A 15,365-nucleotide genomic window follows, 5' to 3' on the forward strand; every position below is an offset into this window, starting at 1 on the left:
CGGTCCCCGACCCGTGGCCCCGGTGCCGGATCCCGCCGCCGGTTCGCGAGCGCCGGGGAGCGGCGGGGCCCTGCTACACGCCCATCGGGTGCCAGACCGACTTGGTCTCCAGGAACGGCGTCATCCGGCTGAGACCGGGGTCCGCGGTCCAGTCCGGCTCCTCCGCCGGAGCCCGCAGCACGCGCTTGATCGTGCCGGCGGCCGAGCGCTCCAGCTCCATCGCCAGCGGGCCGTGCGCACCGGCCAGGTCGATCGCGTCGACGTCGGCGTGCTCGGCCAGCCAGGGCCCGATCTCCGCGGCGTCGCCGGTGAGCAGGTTGACCACACCGCCGGGGACGTCGGAGGTGGCGAGCACCTCGCCCAGGGTGATGGCCGGCAGCGGGCGCTCCTTGGCGGAGACGACGACGGCGGTGTTGCCCCCGGCGAGCACCGGCGCGAGCACGCTGACCAGCCCGAGCAGGCTCGACCGCTGCGGAGCCAGGACGGCGACCACGCCGGTCGGCTCGGGAGTGGAGAAGCCGAAGTACGGGCCGGCGACCGGGTTGCTGCTGCCCAGGACGGCGGCGAGCTTGTCGGTCCACCCGGCGTACCAGACCCACCGGTCGATCGCGGCGTCCACGGCGGCCCGGGCCTTGGCGCCGGACAGCCCCTCGCCGGCGGCCACCTCCTCGGCGAACTGGGCGGCGCGGCCCTCCATCACCTCGGCGACCCGGTAGAGCACCTGGCCCCGGTTGTAGGCGGTGGCGCCGGACCACTTCGGGAAGGCGCCGCGGGCGGCGACGACGGCGTCCCGGGCGTCCTTGCGGGAGGCCCAGGCGGCGTTGGCGAGGAAGTGGCCCTTGGCGTCGTGCACCTCGTAGGTGCGGCCGGACTCCGAGCGGGGGAACGCCCCGCCCAGGTAGAGCTTGTAGGTCTTGCGGACGGCGAGGCGGTCGGTCACTTGGCGTCTCCCGTCGAGAGGTAGGCGGCCAGCCCCTGCCGGCCGCCCTCGCGGCCGTAGCCGGACTGCTTGTAGCCGCCGAACGGCGAGGTGGGGTCGAGCTCGTTGAAGGTGTTGGCCCACACCACACCGGCCCGCAGCTGGTCGGCGATCTTCAGGATGCGGGAGCCCTTCTCCGACCAGATCCCGGCCGACAGCCCGTAGGTCGAGTTGTTCGCCTTCGCGACCGCCTCGTCGGGGGTGCGGAAGGTGAGCACGGACAGCACCGGGCCGAAGACCTCGTCGCGGGCGATGCGGTGCGCCGCCGAGACGTTGGTGAAGATCGTCGGGGGGAACCAGAAGCCGCGGTCGGGGAGGTCGCAGGCCGGCTGCCAGCGCTGGGCGCCCTCGGCCTCGCCGATGTCGGACAGCTCGTGGATCCGGGCCAGCTGCTCGGCGGAGTTGATCGCGCCGAGGTCGGTGTTCTTGTCCAGCGGGTCGCCGACGCGCAGGGTGCCGATCCGCCGCTGCAGCGCCGCGATGACCTCGTCGTGCACCGACTCCTGCACCAGCAGGCGCGAGCCCGCGCAGCAGACGTGGCCCTGGTTGAAGAAGATGCCGCGGACGATCCCCTCGACGGCCTGGTCGACCGGGGCGTCGTCGAAGACGATGTTGGCGGCCTTGCCGCCCAGCTCCAGGGTGAGCCGCTTGCCGGTGCCGGCGACCGAGCGGGCGATCTCCCGGCCGACCTCGGTGGAGCCGGTGAAGGCCACCTTGTCGACGTCGGGGTGGGCCACCACCGCGCGGCCGGTCCGGCCGGCGCCGGTCACGATGTTGACCACGCCGGGCGGCAGGTCGGCCTGCTGGCACACCTCGGCGAACAGCAGCGCGGTCAGCGGGGTGGTCTCCGCGGGCTTGAGGACGACGGTGTTGCCGGCGGCCAGCGCGGGGGCGACCTTCCACGCCAGCATGAGCAGCGGGAAGTTCCACGGGATGACCTGGCCGGCCACGCCGAGCGGGCGCGGGGCCGGCCCGAGCCCCGCGTGCTCCAGCTTGTCGGCCCAGCCCGCGTGGTAGAAGAAGTGGGCCGCCGCCAGCGGGACGTCGACGTCCCGGCTCTCCCGGATCGGCTTGCCGTTGTCGAGGCTCTCCAGCACGGCGAACTCCCGGGCCCGCTCCTGCAGCAGCCGGGCGATGCGGAACAGGTACTTGCCGCGGTCGGCCGGACGCATCGGCCCCCAGACCCGGGCGAACGCGCGGCGGGCGGCGCGGACGGCGCGGTCGACGTCCTCCTCGGACCCCACGGCGACCTCGCTGAGCACCTCCTCGGTGGCCGGGTTGACGGTCTTCAGCGGGGTGTCGGCGCCGGGGGTGAACTCACCGTCGACGAACAGGCCGTAGCTGGGCTTCAGGTCGACGATGGAGCGGGACTCCGGGGCCGGCGCGTACTCGAACAGGCTCGAGGTGGGCTGGGTGGGAGAGGTCATCAGTCCACGCTCACGTGGTCGGGGCCGGAGTAGTGGCCGGTGCGGAGCTTCTGGCGCTGCAGGAGCAGGTCGTTGAGCAGGCTGGAAGCGCCGAGGCGGAACCAGTCGGGGGAGAGCCAGTCGGCACCGGCGGTCTCGTTGACCAGCACCAGGTGCTTGACGGCGTCCTTCGTCGTCCGGATGCCGCCGGCGGGCTTGACGCCGACCTGGCGGCCGGTGGCGGCGCGGAAGTCGCGGACCGCCTCCATCATCACCAGGCAGACCGGCAGCGTGGCGGCGGGGGAGATCTTCCCGGTGGAGGTCTTGATGAAGTCGCCGCCGGCGAGCATCGCCAGCCAGGAGGCGCGGCGGACGTTGTCCAGCGTGACCAGCTCGCCGGTCTCCAGGATCACCTTGAGGTGCGCGGGCCCGCAGGCCTCCTTCACCGCGACGATCTCCTCGAACACGTCGAGGTAGCGGCCGGACAGGAACGCCCCGCGGTCGATGACCATGTCGATCTCGTCGGCGCCGTTCGCGACCGCGTCCCGGACGTCGGCGAGCTTGACCGCCCGGCTGGCGCGGCCGCTGGGGAAGGCGGTGGCGACGGCGGCGACGTTGATGCCGGTGCCGGCCAGCGCCTCCTTGGCCACGCCGGCGAGGTCGCCGTAGACGCAGACCGCGGCGACGGCCGGGCAGGTGAGGTCCTCCGGATCGGGGCGGCGGGCCTTGGCGGCGAGGCTGCGCACCTTGCCGGGGGTGTCGGCGCCCTCGAGGGTGGTCAGGTCGACCATCGAGATCGCGGTGTCGATCGCCCAGGCCTTCGCGGTGCTCTTGATCGAACGGGAGCCGAGCACGGCGACCCGCTGCTGGGCGCCCACCTGGTCGACGCCGGGCAGCCCGTGCAGGAAGGCGCGGAAGGCGTCGTCCGAGCGGGTCACGTCGGCGAACGGGTCGGGTGGGGTGCCCGGGGCGCCGCCGGACCCGGCCAGCGCGTTCGGGTCGAGCACGTGGGTCATGCCGGGCATTCTCCACTGCCCGCCGACAACTCCTCGGCGCTCACCCCTCCGGCTCCTCCCGACGGAGGGCCCGCGAGGGGATCGGATGAGCCGGCTCGGTTCCCCCGGGGGTCGGGCGGCTGCCGTCAAGGAGGTTGTCCGATCTGTGGACAGTCGTCTGACCTGGGGGTTCGGCTGCTGTCAGGGTCTCGATCGCGATATCATTCGAACAGCCGTTCGAGCGACGGGAGGGGTGTTCGTGAGCGACTCGTTGACGCTGGACGCTCCTGCGCCGAACGTGGTGGCGGAGCTGCCCGCCGATGACCTGGAGGGGCTGTTCGGGTCGCCGTTGCCGGCGGCGCTGGACGCGTTGGCGGCCGAGGATCTGCACGGTCTGACGAACGGTCGGGCGCTGGCTCGGACGGCGTTGCTGGTGTCGGTGGCGAACCGGGTCGCGGCGGAGTTGGCCCGCACGGTGCGGCATGCCGAGCTCAGGCAGGCCGCGGAGCACGACGGGCTGACGTCGATGCGGTCGTGGTTGGTCGGGCACGTGCGGATGTCCCTGCCGGAGGCGACGCGGGTGGTGCGGTCGGGGCGGGCGTTGGCGCACTTTCCGGCGCTGGCCGAGGGGTTCGCCGCGGGGCAGGTGAGCGCGGCGCAGTTCGACGTGGTCGCGGACAAGGTGGGCGACCACGAGCGTGCCCGTGCCGAGGAGCAGGGGGTCGACTTGGCGGCCTTCGACCGGGACTGGGCCACCGTCGCGGCCGAGTGCCGGCACGAGGGGCTGGTGCTGGCGGTGCGGCGGTTCGCCGACGCCCTCGACCCCGACGGTCCGGAGCCGGACCCCACTGAGGGCCGGCGGCTCAGCATCGCCAAGCACGCCGACGGCAGCATCACCGGTCGGTTCGATCTGGATGCTGTGGGTGGGGAGAATCTGCAGGCGGCGGTGGAGTCGCTGGTGCAGGCGAACCGGCCGAAGGGTGACACCCGGACGCGGTCCCAGCAGCAGGCCGATGCGCTGGTGCAGTTGTGCGACAACCAGCTGGCCGGTGGTGACCTGCCGACGCTGCGGACGGTGAAGCCGCACGTGGTCGTCGGGATCGATCTGGACGACCTCGTCGACGACGCGACCGGCCCGGGGGCTGCGCAGACGGGGTTCGGGGCGACCATCTCCGCCGCCCGGGCCCGCTACCTCGCCTGTGACGGCAGCGTCTCCCGGATCGTGATGGGGCCTGACGGTGTGCCGCTGGACCTGGGCCGCGACCACCGGGTCGTCACCCCCGGTCTACGGCGGGCCGTGGAGCGCCGGGACAAGGGGTGCGTGTTCGCCGGCTGCGGCGCCCCGACTTGGTGGTGCGACGTCCACCACCTCATCCACTGGCTGCACGGCGGCGAGACCAACCTGACCAACTCCGCGTTGCTGTGCGAACGGCACCACACCAAGGTCCACCACGGATTCCGGGTCCAGCGACAACCCGATGGCCGATGGCGCACCTGGCGACCCGACGGCACCGAGATCCTCATCGGACCACTGCTCACCTGAACCGGTTGCGCGCGTCTCGACCCTGATCGAGTGAACTCCGAACGGCTCGCATCAGGTGAGTGCCGTTCGTTCACGGGCGATGGGTGAAACGAGTGACCCACAAGTCCGGGAGCACCTCGATGTCTTCTGTCGCGGTGAAGCCCACCGACTCGTACAGGGCACGCGCGGGCAGGTTGTCGCGTCCCGTGGACACCACGGTCACCCGCCCGTCCGCCCGCCGGAGCACCTCGCGTACGAGTGCCCTGCCGAGACCGCTGCGGTGCATGGCGGGAGCGACCACAAGCCGGTCGACGTCAACGGTCACCGGGTCGGCCGTCCAGGCCAGTGCACCGACGAGGCGCCCGTCGATCCAGCTGCCCAACCACGAGAGATCGGCGTCCCTCAGCTGCCGGAGATCCTCGTGCAGCCCCGGGATCCGATCGTCGCCGATCAGCTCGGCTTCAACGGCGTAGGCGGCCCGCTGCAAGGTCAGCAGCTCGACAGCCAGTGCATCCTCCGTCGCCGGCGCCAGGTCACTGATCAGCACGCCCGAAGTGTCGCAGCGAGATCCCGGCCGGAAACGCGTCGCGTCCACGGGCGGGTGCGTGCTCTCCTGCTGGTGTGGAGACGTTCGTCGAGGTCGCCCCGGGCGCCCGGCTCTGGACTGAGGTGACCGGACCGGCGGACGGCTCGCCGCTGCTGCTCGTGATGGGCGCCAACGCTTCGGGACTCACGTGGCCCGACGCCCTCGTCCGCACGCTGGCCGAGCGACACCGGGTCATCAGCTACGACCACCGCGACACCGGGCGGTCGACCTGGGCCTTCGACGAGCGGCCCTACGCCGTGCGCGACCTCGCCGAGGACGCGGTGCGGGTGCTGGACGCGCTCGGCATCACCCGCGCCCACGTGGTGGGCATGTCGATGGGCGGCACGCTCGTGCAGCTCATGCTGCTCGACCACCCGGATCGGCTCCGCTCGGCCACGGTCTTCGCGACCGCGGTGCTGGAGGGCGGCGCGGCGCCCGCGCCCTTCACCGAGACCGACCCGCGGCTGCTGGAGCTGTGGGAGCACCTGGCGGACCCGCGCGACCGGGACGCCGAGATCGCCTGGCGGGTGGCGCACTGGCGGCTGCTCAACGGTGCGGACGTCCCCTTCGACGGCGAGGAGTTCCGCCGGATGGAGGAACGGGTGATCGCGCACGCCGGCCGGCACGACAACCCGGCGGCGCACGCGCGCGCCGACCAGGGCGGCCTGGCCCGCGGCGCGGAACTCGGCCGGGTCACCGTCCCGACTCTGGTCGTAGAGGCGCCGAACGACCCGATCAACCCGCCGCCGGCGGCCCGTCGCATCGCCGAGGCCGTCCCCGGCGCCCACCTCGTGACCGTGCCGGGGATGGGGCACGCGCTGCCGTCGCCGGTGCTCCCGCCGCTGGCCGCCGCCGTGCTGGCACACACTGGACGCGTGGACGCGGGGCGGTGAGCTGCCGCCGCCCGCTGCTCAGGGCGGCTCGGTGACGGGGTGGTGCACCGCCGCCGGAGCCCGGTCGGTCGTCAGCGCGAGGCGCGCAGCACCTGCTCCAGCGACCGCGCCGGGTGACCGGTGAGCTCTGCGACGTGATCGGTGACGCCGGCCAGTGAACCGTCCGCGATCGCCGTGTAGGTCGACACCCACGCCTCGACCTCCCAGTCAGGCGCGCCGTAGGACGCGCGGGACGCGTACGCCTCGTCGAGGGTCTCCGGGACGTAGCGGGTAGCCCTCCCGGTGACCGCGCTGATCGTGTCGGCCACCTCGTGGAGCGTCAGCGCCTCCGGCCCGGTCAGCGACCAGGTGCGCCCGCCGTGGGCAGCCGGGTCGCGGAGGACGGCGACCGCAGCGTCCGCGACGTCGTCCCGTGCCACCGCCGCCACCCGACCGTCGCCAGCCGGGCCGCGGATCACGCCGTCCTGCCCGACGAACTCCACGAGCGAGTCCAGGTAGAACTGGTCGCGGAGGAACGTGGCCGGCAGCCCCAGCGCACGGATGTGCTGCTCGGTCGCCCAGTGGTCGCGGGCCAGCGTGAAGGTCGCCTCCGCCGCGGCGCCCTCGAAGGACGTGTAGACCAGGTGCTCGACCCCGGCGTCGGCCGCGGCGTCGAGGAAGCTGCGGTGCTGGTCGACCCGGTCAGCGGTCTCCGACGCCGACACCATCAGCACGACCGGCACGCCCGCCAGTGCCTCGCGCACCGCCTCCCGGTCGCCGTAGGGCGCCCGGACGACGGTCGTTCCCGGCAGCTGCGGTGCCCGGGCGGGGTCACGGACCAGCAGCTGCTGTGGCACCCCGGCCTCTGCGAGCAGTCGTGCAACACGGCCGCCGAGGTGGCCGGTCGATCCGGTGACGGCGATCGGCGCAGCAGACACGAGGGACTCCCTGGGTGCTCGGAACGGATGCCGTCCGGCGGATCGGGACGCCGATGCGCCGCCCAGCCTGCCACCGCAGCCCCGACCGGTCATCCGGTGGACCGAGCCCTGGTCGCGGCCACCGGACCGATGAGTCCGGCGCCGCCCCGCAGTCCTCGTCGGTGACCGACGTCCGCCGTCCCGTGCGAGGAACCGTGCCCGAGCCCCGCGTCGCCATGCTCTCCGAGGTCGCCGCGCAGCGGCACGCCCTCGCCGACCTCCTCGACACCCTGCACCGTCACGAGTGGGCCGCGCCCTCGCTCTGCCGTGGCTGGACGGTGCACGACGTGCTCGCCCACCTCACCCTCTCCACCCGGCAGTCCACCGCCGGCATGGTGCTGCGCATCCTGCGGGCCCGCGGCGACTTCGACCGGGCCGAGGCGCGGGCCGCCCGGCACCGCGCCACCGCGCACCCGCCGGCCGTGCTCACCGCCCAGCTGCGCGAGACCGCCGCACTCGACCGCCGCGTCGGCATGTCCAGCCGGTGGGACCCGCTGGTCGACGTCCTGGTGCACAGCCAGGACATCGCCCGACCGCTCCGGCGCCGGCTCCCCACCCCACCCGCGCTCGCCGTCCCGGCGTTGGAGCACGTCTGGACCAACGTCTTCTACGGCCGCCCGGCCCGGCGGCTGCACGGGCTCCGGCTGGTCGGCACCGACACCGACTGGGCCGCGGGGCAGGGCGCCGAGGTCCGCGGTTGCGCCGGGGACCTGCTGCTGCTCGCCACCGGCCGGCCGGTCGCCGCAACCGGGGTCACCGGACCGGGGGTCGGGGAGGCCGCCGCCCGGCTCCGCTCCTGACCGATGCCTGCAGGCCGATACGGTGTGCGCCGTGCAGCTGACCGTCGTCGACCACCCGATCGCCCGCGCCCGCCTGTCCCGGATGCGCGACGAGCGCACGGACAACGCCGCGTTCCGCGCCGCCCTGCGCGAGCTCACCCAGATGCTGGTCTACGAGGCCACCCGCGACCTCGAGATCGCCGAGGAGTCGATCACCACCCCGGTCACCGACACCATCGGCTACCGGCTGGCCGGTCCGCCGCTGATCGTGCCGGTGCTCCGTGCCGGCCTCGGCATGGCCGACACCGCGCACGGCATGCTGCCGGAGTCGCAGATGGGCTTCGTCGGCCTGGCCCGCAACGAGGTCACCTTCCAGCCCGAGGCCTACATGGCCTCGCTGCCGGAGTCGCTGGTCGGCCGGGCGGTCTTCGTCCTCGACCCGATGCTGGCCACCGGCGGCTCGCTGGTGCACTGCTGCACCCTGCTCACCGACCGCGGCTGCACCGACATCACCGTGCTGTGCGCGCTCGCCGCTCCCGAGGGCATCGAGCGCCTGGAGGCCAGCGGCCTGCCGCTGCGCGTCTTCACCGCCAGCGTCGACCAGGGCCTGGACGAGAACGCCTACATCGTCCCGGGCCTCGGCGACGCCGGCGACCGCCAGTTCGGCGCCGTCTGACCACGACGGAGTGAGCATCGCAGCGAGGAACGAGCGAGGAGCGGAGCGGAGTGACCGTGGGCAGACCCAGGGACGTGGCCTGATGCGGTTCGGGGTGCTGGGCACCGGCCACTGGGCACGCACGGTGCACGCCGCCGCCCTGGCGGAGCACCCCGACGCCGAGCTGGCCGGGGTCTGGGGCCGTGACCTGGCCAAGGCGAAGGCGGTGGGCGCGGAGTTCGACGTCGCCGGCACCGACGACCTCGACGCGCTGCTCGCCGACGTCGACGCCGTAAGCGTCGCCGTCCCGCCGGACGTGCAGGTGCCGCTGGCCGAGCGCGCCGCCGCAGCGGGCAAGCACCTCCTGCTGGAGAAGCCGGTGGGGCTGACCCTCGCGGCCGCCGACCGGGTGGTCACCGCGGTCGAGACCGCCGGCGTCGCCTCGGTCGTCTTCTTCACCAGCCGCTTCCGGACGGCGACCTCCACCTGGCTGCAGGAGGCGAGCCGCACCACCCTGGCCGGCGGCGCGGTCACCTGGCTGGGCTCGCTGGCCGGCAGCCCCTTCGACTCCGCGTGGCGGCGGCAGCACGGCGCGCTGTGGGACGTCGGCCCGCACGCCCTGGCGCTGCTCGTCCCCACCCTCGGACCCGTGCGCACCGTGCAGGCCGGCGCCGGGCAGGGCGACACCGTGCACCTGGTCCTCGGCCACGAGGACGGGCGGGCGAGCACCGTCACGCTGTCGCACACCGCCGCCGGGCTGTCGGCGGGCATCGACGTGTGGGTGCACGGCGACGCCGGCCGGCTGGTGCTGCTGCCGGAGTCCGACACCGCGGTCGCCGCGCACCGGGTCGCGGTCGACGAGCTGCAGGCCGCCGCGCTCACCGGCGGCGCCCACCCCTGCGACGCCGCCTTCGGCCGGGACGTCGTCCGGGTGCTCGAGGCCGCGCAGCGCGCCCTGGCCAGCGGCTGCCGGGAGGCCGTGTCCTGACGAGCGGGACAGCCCCGGGCCCCACCTCTCGCGCCGGGTCGACGCCGACCGGCACGCCTTCTTGCTGCTGATCGGCTTCGCCGGGTCGATCGTCGCCACCCGGGTCTACCTGGCGGCCACCGGCTACCCCACGGTGGGCGGCGACATCCTGCACGTCGCCTACGCCCTGTGGAGGCGCGACCTGCGCATGGTGGTCGGGGCGGTGCTGGCCCCACCGTGGTGAACCGTTCCTCTGGTCCGAGCAGTTCCGCCGCCGGGCTCGTGCTCATCCACCTCCTCCTGCGGGCGGTCGTGCGCCGGCACCGGCGCACGCTGGACCGGGAGGACGCCGACGACGGGTCCGGGAGGGAGCGGTGAGTGGACTGGTGCGCTTGTACCTGCCGACCGGGCGGATCCGGCGCAGTGACTGGTGGCTGCGCTACGTGCTGCTGTTCGCGCTGGTCGGCGTTGCCGCGTCAGCGGTGGACGCCTCATGGTTCCCGGACAGCTGGCCGCGGTTCACCGACCGCCCGGGCGAGTCGGACGTCGCCGACTGCTGTGGTTCTGCCCGCAGGAGGGCGGGCCGGTCACCGCGATCAGCGCGCTGCTGCTGATCGTCCCGAACATCGCCTCGACCGTCACCCGGCTGCACGACCGCGACCACTCTGCCTGGTGGCTGCTGTGGGTGCTGGTGCCGGGGGTCGGCTGGCTGGTGCTGCTGGTGACCGCGGGCTTCCTCGGCACCCAGCCGCACCCCAACCGCTACGGCCGGCCACCACCCAGCTGACCGCGGACCAGTAGCCCAGGACGCCGCACGGCTGGAGCGCCGCGCCGACCGGTACGGCCGCCGGCGTCACCACCCCGGCCGGGCGACAGTGCGAGCTGCCTCCCGGACCCGTCCGTGGGAGCGACTGCACCCCGGACGGGACGGGTCACCAGCCGAGCTCCTCCGCGAGACGGGGCCCCAGCAGCGGGGCGATGGTGCGCATGTAGGTGGCCGTGGCGTGCCCGCCGTCCAGGTAGACCCGCACGTTGCCGATCAGCGCCGGGCAGGTCGTGTCGGTGCAGAACCAGTCGCTGGTGTCGACCAGGGAGACGCCGGGGGGCAGTATGGGGCCGACCGACTGCAGCAGCCCCTCGGTGTAGACGGTCGACCGGGCTACCTCGCACTCGACGGCGGTGTCGCCCAGTCGGGTCTGGCAGTCCGGGGTGTCGGTCGGGTGCCGGGGGGTGTCGCGCATGCCCACCACCCGCACACCGGCATCGGACAGCTGCTGCCACGCGGCCACGAACCCTGGCGGCACGGACTCCTCCCCGGGGGAGAGGCCGGTGCGGGTGCCCAGGGTGACCACCAGGTCGGGGTCCAGCGCGATGATCCGGTCGACCAGGTTCGCGCGCCAGGCGGCGCATTCCTCGTACCCCGGCCAGTCCTCCTGGATGAACTCGGACTCGGTCGACAGGTTGCAGCCGCCGCGGACGAGCGAGTGCACCTGCCAGGACCGGTCGGCCGCCAGCGCGGCCAGCGGCGCCTGCCACTGCGCGGCGTGCGAGTCGCCGACGACGACGATGCGTCGCTCGGCGGTGTCCGGGCCCAGCACGCAGACCTCGGCCTCCACCGTGACCGAGCTCTCGGTGATTTGGTCGTTGCGGCAGTCGGCCCCGTCCAGTCGCGGCCAGTCCTCGCGCAGCACCGTGGCCTCGGGCCGGGCGACGACCCCCGCCAGACCGCCGGTCGCCGGCTCGGGCCCGCTCAGCGCGGGGGCACCGGGGTAGGACGGGTCCGCGGCGAGCTGGGTGAGCTGGGCGGCCTGCCGGTCCAGCCAGGCGGTGGCGCCGACGCCGGCGCCGAGGACGGGGAGGGCAGCGGCGACCACGATCGAAATGGCCAGCGCGGGCCGCCGGGTCCGCAGCCAGGTGGCGGCCGGCAGCTCGACCAGCCGGTGGGTCACCGCGGCCAGCATGACCGAGAGCCCGATCACCGCCGCGGCGCCGTGGGAGGACGGGTCCTCGCGCCTGGCGTACTGCAGGTAGAGGACCAGCACCGGCCAGTGCCACAGGTAGATCGCGTAGGACCGCTGGCCGAGCCAGTCGGCGGCCGGGTGGGACAGCGCCCGGTGCACTCCCAGACGTCCTCCGCCGTCCCCCGCGAGCAGGACCAGCGCGGCGCACGCCACCGGCCACGCAGCCGCGTACCCGGGGAAGGAGTGCGCGCCGTCGATGACGAGGCCGCAGGCGATTAGCGCGAGGACCCCGGCCCAGCCGAACGCCGCGCTGGTCCACGGTCCGAGGCGTGCCGCGCCCACGAGCAGGGCCACCAGGGCGCCGGCGCCCAGCTCCCACAGGCGCGGCAGGGTCGAGAAGTACGCCACCTGCTGGTCGGCACCGGTGCTCACCACGGACCAGGCGAACGAGGCGGCGGTCACCGCCGTCACGGCGGTGACCGTGACGGCGTGGCCCAGGTGGGCCCGCCCCACCGAGCGCAGCAGCACGGCTCCGGCGGCGACCAGCGGCGGGACGACGAGGAGAACCTGGACCTGGATGGACAACGACCAGAAGTGCTGCACCGGGCTCGCGACGGCGTTGCTGGCGTTGTAGTCGACCGCGTCCTGGACCAGGCGCCGGTTCTCGGTGAAGCTGACCGCGGCGATCAGGTGGTTGGCCATCTCCCGCCACCGGGTCGTCGGCAGGATGGCCATCGAGACGACGGCGGTGACGGCGAGGACCACCAGGGCGGTGGGCAGCAGCCGGGAAAGCGTGCGGCTGACCGCGCGCAGGGGGTGCACGCGGCCGTCGCGCCCCACCTGCCCGCGGACGGTGAGGACGAGGAAGAAGCCCGTGAGCACCAGGAAGACGTCGACGCCGCCGGAGACCCGGCCGCTGAAGACGTGGTAGCCGACGACCAGCGCCACCGCCAGGCCGCGCAGCCCGTCGATCTCGGTGCGCCGCCTGCTCCGGCCCGAGGGCTGGCTGACGACGGCGACGCTCTGGTCGAGAACGGACAAGGTGGGCCTTCCGGTGGTGCTCGTGCTGTCGGCCGAGCGGGTACGGGGGTGAACGCCAGCCTGACACGGCGTGCCGTCGCCGGGCCGCAGACGGCGAGCGCGAGGGGCGGGTGGGACAGCCGGTGCCCAGTGGGTCGATCAGAGGCCCAGGGCCGCGGACATCTCCGTGCGCAGGCGGGCCAGCGCCGCGGCCGCCCGCTCGCGGGCGGCCGGCAGCCCGGCGGCGTCGGCCACCGGGACGACGGCCTCCAGGTAGGCCTTGAGCTTGGGCTCGGTGCCGCTGGGCCGGACGACCACCCGGACGCCGTCCCCGGTCAGCCGCACCGCGTCCACCGGCGGCTCGGCCTGCGCCAGGTCGCGCGCGTCGACGTCCCGGCCGAGCAGCTGCGCCGGGGGCCGGTCGCGCAGGCGCGCCATCGCCCCGGCGATGACCGAGAGGTCCTCCACCCGCACCGACAGCTGCCCGGTGGCGAACAGCCCGTGATCCACCGCCAGCTCGTCGAGCCGGTCGCCGAGCGTCCGCCCGTCGGCCCGCAGCTCCGCGGCGAGCAGCGCGACCGCCAGCGCCGCCGAGATGCCGTCCTTGTCGTGCGCGACGCCGGGTGTCACCGCGTAGCCGAGCGCCTCCTCGTAGCCGAAGACCAGCGGTGCCCCGGCCGAGCCGGCCCGGATGATCCACTTGAAGCCGGTGGGCGTCTGCTCGAACGGCACGTCGTGCGCCCGGGCCAGCGCGCCCAGCAGGGAACCGCTGACCAGGGAGCAGGCGTAGGTGCCGCGCACGCCGCGGCGCAGCAGCCAGTCGGCCAGCAGCACGCCGACCTCGTCGCCGGTCAGCTGGCGCCCGGCCACGACCACCGAGCAGCGGTCGGCGTCGGGGTCCTCGGCGATGGCGACGTCGGCACCGACCTGCTCGGCGCGGGCGGTCAGCAGGTCGACCGCGCCGGGCTCCTCTGGGTTGGGGAAGGCGACGGTCGGGAAGGCGGGGTCGGGCCGGTCCTGCTGCGGCACGGTGTGCAGAGGCCCGAAGCCGGCCGCCTCGAAGACCCGGCGGGTGGTGGCCGAGCCGACGCCGTGCATCGCGGTGTAGGCGACGGTGAGCTGCTGGCGGTGGGCCGGCGCCACCCGGCCGGGCGCCAGCGCGCCGACGACGGCGGTCACGTAGTCGGCCTCGACGTCGTCGCCGCAGGTGACCCAGTCGTCGCCGCGCGGCAGCGAGCGAAGCGACCGCATGGCGGCGATCGCCGCCTCGATCTCCCGGTCGGCCGGCGGCACCAGCTGGGCGCCGTCGCCGAGGTAGACCTTGTAGCCGTTGTCCTGCGGTGGGTTGTGGCTGGCGGTCACCATGATTCCGGCGACCGCGCCCAGGTGCCGGACGGCGAAGGAGAGCACCGGGGTGGGCAGCGGACGGGGCAGCACCGAGACGGCGAACCCGGCCCCGGCGAGCACCTCGGCGGACACCCGGGCGAACTCGTCGGAGCGGTGCCGGGCGTCGTAGCCGATGACCACGCCGCCCCCGGCGTGGCCGGCGTCGCGCAGCCAGGCGCCGAGGCCGGCGGCCGCGCGGGTCACCACGGCGGCGTTCATGCCGGCCGGTCCGGCCCGGAGCGGACCGCGCAGACCGGCGGTGCCGAAGGTGAGCGGGCCGGCGAAACGACGCTCCAGCTCCTCGGTGTCCTGCGCCTCGACCAGCGCCTCGATCTCGGCGCGGTCGCCGTCGTGCGGGTCGTCGCCGGCCCAGGCGCGGGCGGTGGTCAGCACGTCGGGGGAGCGGGTCACCGGGGTCCTCCACTGCTCGGCTGCACCGGTGCCGTCTGCGCCGCGACCACGTCGGCGTCGAGGTCCGGCAGGGTGTACTCCCCACCCACCCGGCCGTGCACCGGGTCGCGGGGGTCGGGCTCGCCGTGCACCTCCAGCAGCGCCGGCGCGTACACCTCCGCGTCGTCGCGCGGGTCGTACCCCAGCGCGCGGGCGGCGGTGAGGTCCCACCAGTTCCGGGTGTTGGCCGACACCCCCCACACGACGCGGAAGCCGGGGGATGGCGCGCGCAGCGCTGCGTCGAACAACCGCACGGTGTCACCCGGCGACAGCCAGGTGGACAGCTGGCGGACCGTCGTCGGCCGCGGGAAGGCGCTGCCGATGCGCAGGCAGACCACGTCGATGCCGTACCGGTCGGCGTAGAGCGAGCCCAACGCCTCCATGGTCACCTTCGCGACGCCGTAGAAGGTGTCCGGCCGCGGGGGCGCGGCGGCCTCGGTGAGCAGCCCGTCGGCCGGCCGGGGCGTGAAGCCGCTCGCGTGGTTGCTGCTGGCCAGCACGACCCGGCCGACCCCGGCCCGGCGCGCGGCCTCCAGCACGGCGTGGGTGGTCTCGATGTGCGACCGCTCGATCGCCTCCCAGGTCGACTCGCCCAACACCCCGGCCAGGTGGACGACCGCGCCGGCGCCGTCGGCCGCCGCCGCGACGGCGGCCAGGTCGGCGGCGTCGGCCACAAGGTGCTCCTCCCCGGGGCGTGGCTCGGGCACCGGGACGACGTCCAGGCAGCGCAGCGCCCAGCCGTGCTCGGGCAGGCCACCGCGCAGCACGGTGCCGATGCCGCCGGCGGCGCCAGTCACCAGCACCGGCCCG

General features: G+C 74.6%; 15 protein-coding genes. 7 read left to right on the plus strand and 8 right to left on the minus strand.

Features of this window, described 5'->3' with window-relative positions:
• Positions 1-73: 73 nt before the first annotated feature.
• The 3 genes from ACI79A_RS09665 to deoC are packed head-to-tail and all read right to left on the minus strand — an operon-like array spanning position 74 to position 3,401.
• Positions 74-940, minus strand: a complete 867-nt coding sequence (locus ACI79A_RS09665; RefSeq protein ID WP_457082437.1) for an aldehyde dehydrogenase family protein — start codon at positions 938-940, stop codon at positions 74-76.
• Complete coding sequence (locus tag ACI79A_RS09670; protein WP_457082439.1) at positions 937-2,406, minus strand: aldehyde dehydrogenase family protein; 1,470 nt, start codon at positions 2,404-2,406, stop codon at positions 937-939. Before ACI79A_RS09670 ends, ACI79A_RS09665 begins: the two co-directional genes overlap by 4 nt.
• Positions 2,406-3,401, minus strand: coding sequence for a deoxyribose-phosphate aldolase (gene deoC, locus ACI79A_RS09675; protein WP_457082441.1), 996 nt, complete (start codon positions 3,399-3,401; stop codon positions 2,406-2,408). The genes ACI79A_RS09670 and deoC overlap by 1 nt, the downstream gene beginning before the upstream one ends.
• 313 nt (positions 3,402-3,714) lie before the next feature.
• On the opposite strand from deoC, the gene ACI79A_RS09680 reads away from it, so the two are divergent.
• Positions 3,715-4,923: a DUF222 domain-containing protein gene (locus ACI79A_RS09680; RefSeq protein ID WP_457082561.1), complete on the plus strand. Its 1,209-nt coding sequence runs from the start codon at positions 3,715-3,717 to the stop codon at positions 4,921-4,923.
• 70 nt (positions 4,924-4,993) lie between these two features.
• On the opposite strand, the gene ACI79A_RS09685 is transcribed toward ACI79A_RS09680, so the two are convergent.
• On the minus strand, positions 4,994-5,449 hold the full coding sequence (locus tag ACI79A_RS09685; RefSeq protein ID WP_457082443.1) for a GNAT family N-acetyltransferase: 456 nt from the start codon (positions 5,447-5,449) through the stop codon (positions 4,994-4,996).
• A gap of 74 nt (positions 5,450-5,523) precedes the next feature.
• Between ACI79A_RS09685 and ACI79A_RS09690 the strand changes: the two genes are divergently transcribed.
• A complete protein-coding gene (locus ACI79A_RS09690) occupies positions 5,524-6,381 on the plus strand; it encodes an alpha/beta fold hydrolase (protein WP_457082445.1) in 858 nt (285 codons plus the stop codon).
• 71 nt (positions 6,382-6,452) lie between these two features.
• Here the strand turns inward: ACI79A_RS09690 and ACI79A_RS09695 are convergent, their stop codons facing one another.
• Positions 6,453-7,298 carry an SDR family oxidoreductase gene (locus ACI79A_RS09695; protein ID WP_457082447.1) on the minus strand — a complete coding sequence of 282 codons (846 nt, stop codon included), beginning with the start codon at positions 7,296-7,298 and terminating at the stop codon, positions 6,453-6,455.
• A 194-nt stretch (positions 7,299-7,492) separates the two neighbouring features.
• Between ACI79A_RS09695 and ACI79A_RS09700 the strand changes: the two genes are divergently transcribed.
• The 5 genes from ACI79A_RS09700 to ACI79A_RS09720 all read left to right on the plus strand — a co-directional run bounded on the left by ACI79A_RS09700 (position 7,493) and on the right by ACI79A_RS09720 (position 10,525).
• Positions 7,493-8,137, plus strand: a complete 645-nt coding sequence (locus tag ACI79A_RS09700) for a maleylpyruvate isomerase family mycothiol-dependent enzyme (protein WP_457082449.1) — start codon at positions 7,493-7,495, stop codon at positions 8,135-8,137.
• A gap of 31 nt (positions 8,138-8,168) precedes the next feature.
• Entirely contained in the window at positions 8,169-8,792 is a 624-nt protein-coding gene (upp, locus tag ACI79A_RS09705; protein ID WP_457082451.1) for a uracil phosphoribosyltransferase, read from the plus strand.
• An 82-nt stretch (positions 8,793-8,874) separates the two neighbouring features.
• Positions 8,875-9,759 (plus strand): Gfo/Idh/MocA family protein, encoded by an 885-nt coding sequence (locus ACI79A_RS09710; RefSeq protein ID WP_457082453.1) that lies wholly within the window; start codon positions 8,875-8,877, stop codon positions 9,757-9,759.
• Between the two features lie 61 nt (positions 9,760-9,820).
• Entirely contained in the window at positions 9,821-9,982 is a 162-nt protein-coding gene (locus tag ACI79A_RS09715) for a hypothetical protein (protein WP_457082455.1), read from the plus strand.
• A 249-nt stretch (positions 9,983-10,231) separates the two neighbouring features.
• Complete coding sequence (locus tag ACI79A_RS09720) at positions 10,232-10,525, plus strand: DUF805 domain-containing protein (RefSeq protein WP_457082457.1); 294 nt, start codon at positions 10,232-10,234, stop codon at positions 10,523-10,525.
• A gap of 145 nt (positions 10,526-10,670) precedes the next feature.
• Here the strand turns inward: ACI79A_RS09720 and ACI79A_RS09725 are convergent, their stop codons facing one another.
• From ACI79A_RS09725 to ACI79A_RS09735, 3 genes are all read right to left on the minus strand, one after another.
• Complete coding sequence (locus ACI79A_RS09725) at positions 10,671-12,740, minus strand: acyltransferase family protein (RefSeq protein WP_457082459.1); 2,070 nt, start codon at positions 12,738-12,740, stop codon at positions 10,671-10,673.
• Positions 12,741-12,878: 138 nt separating this feature from the next.
• Positions 12,879-14,516, minus strand: a complete 1,638-nt coding sequence (locus tag ACI79A_RS09730) for a phospho-sugar mutase (protein ID WP_457082461.1) — start codon at positions 14,514-14,516, stop codon at positions 12,879-12,881.
• Complete coding sequence (locus ACI79A_RS09735; RefSeq protein WP_457082463.1) at positions 14,513-15,358, minus strand: NAD-dependent epimerase/dehydratase family protein; 846 nt, start codon at positions 15,356-15,358, stop codon at positions 14,513-14,515. Before ACI79A_RS09735 ends, ACI79A_RS09730 begins: the two co-directional genes overlap by 4 nt.
• Positions 15,359-15,365: the final 7 nt, after the last annotated feature.

The sequence above is a fragment of the Modestobacter sp. SYSU DS0657 genome (assembly GCF_054050925.1).

Bases quoted from the DNA above. Each gene is read 5' to 3' on its own strand.
- ACI79A_RS09720 (WP_457082457.1), top strand. From the start codon at position 10,232: ATGGTTCCCGGACAGCTGGCCGCGGTTCACCGACCGCCCGGGCGAGTC.
- deoC (WP_457082441.1), bottom strand. From the start codon at position 3,401: ATGACCCACGTGCTCGACCCGAACGCGCTGGCCGGGTCCGGCGGCGCC.
- ACI79A_RS09670 (WP_457082439.1), bottom strand. From the start codon at position 2,406: ATGACCTCTCCCACCCAGCCCACCTCGAGCCTGTTCGAGTACGCGCCG.
- ACI79A_RS09710 (WP_457082453.1), top strand. From the start codon at position 8,875: ATGCGGTTCGGGGTGCTGGGCACCGGCCACTGGGCACGCACGGTGCAC.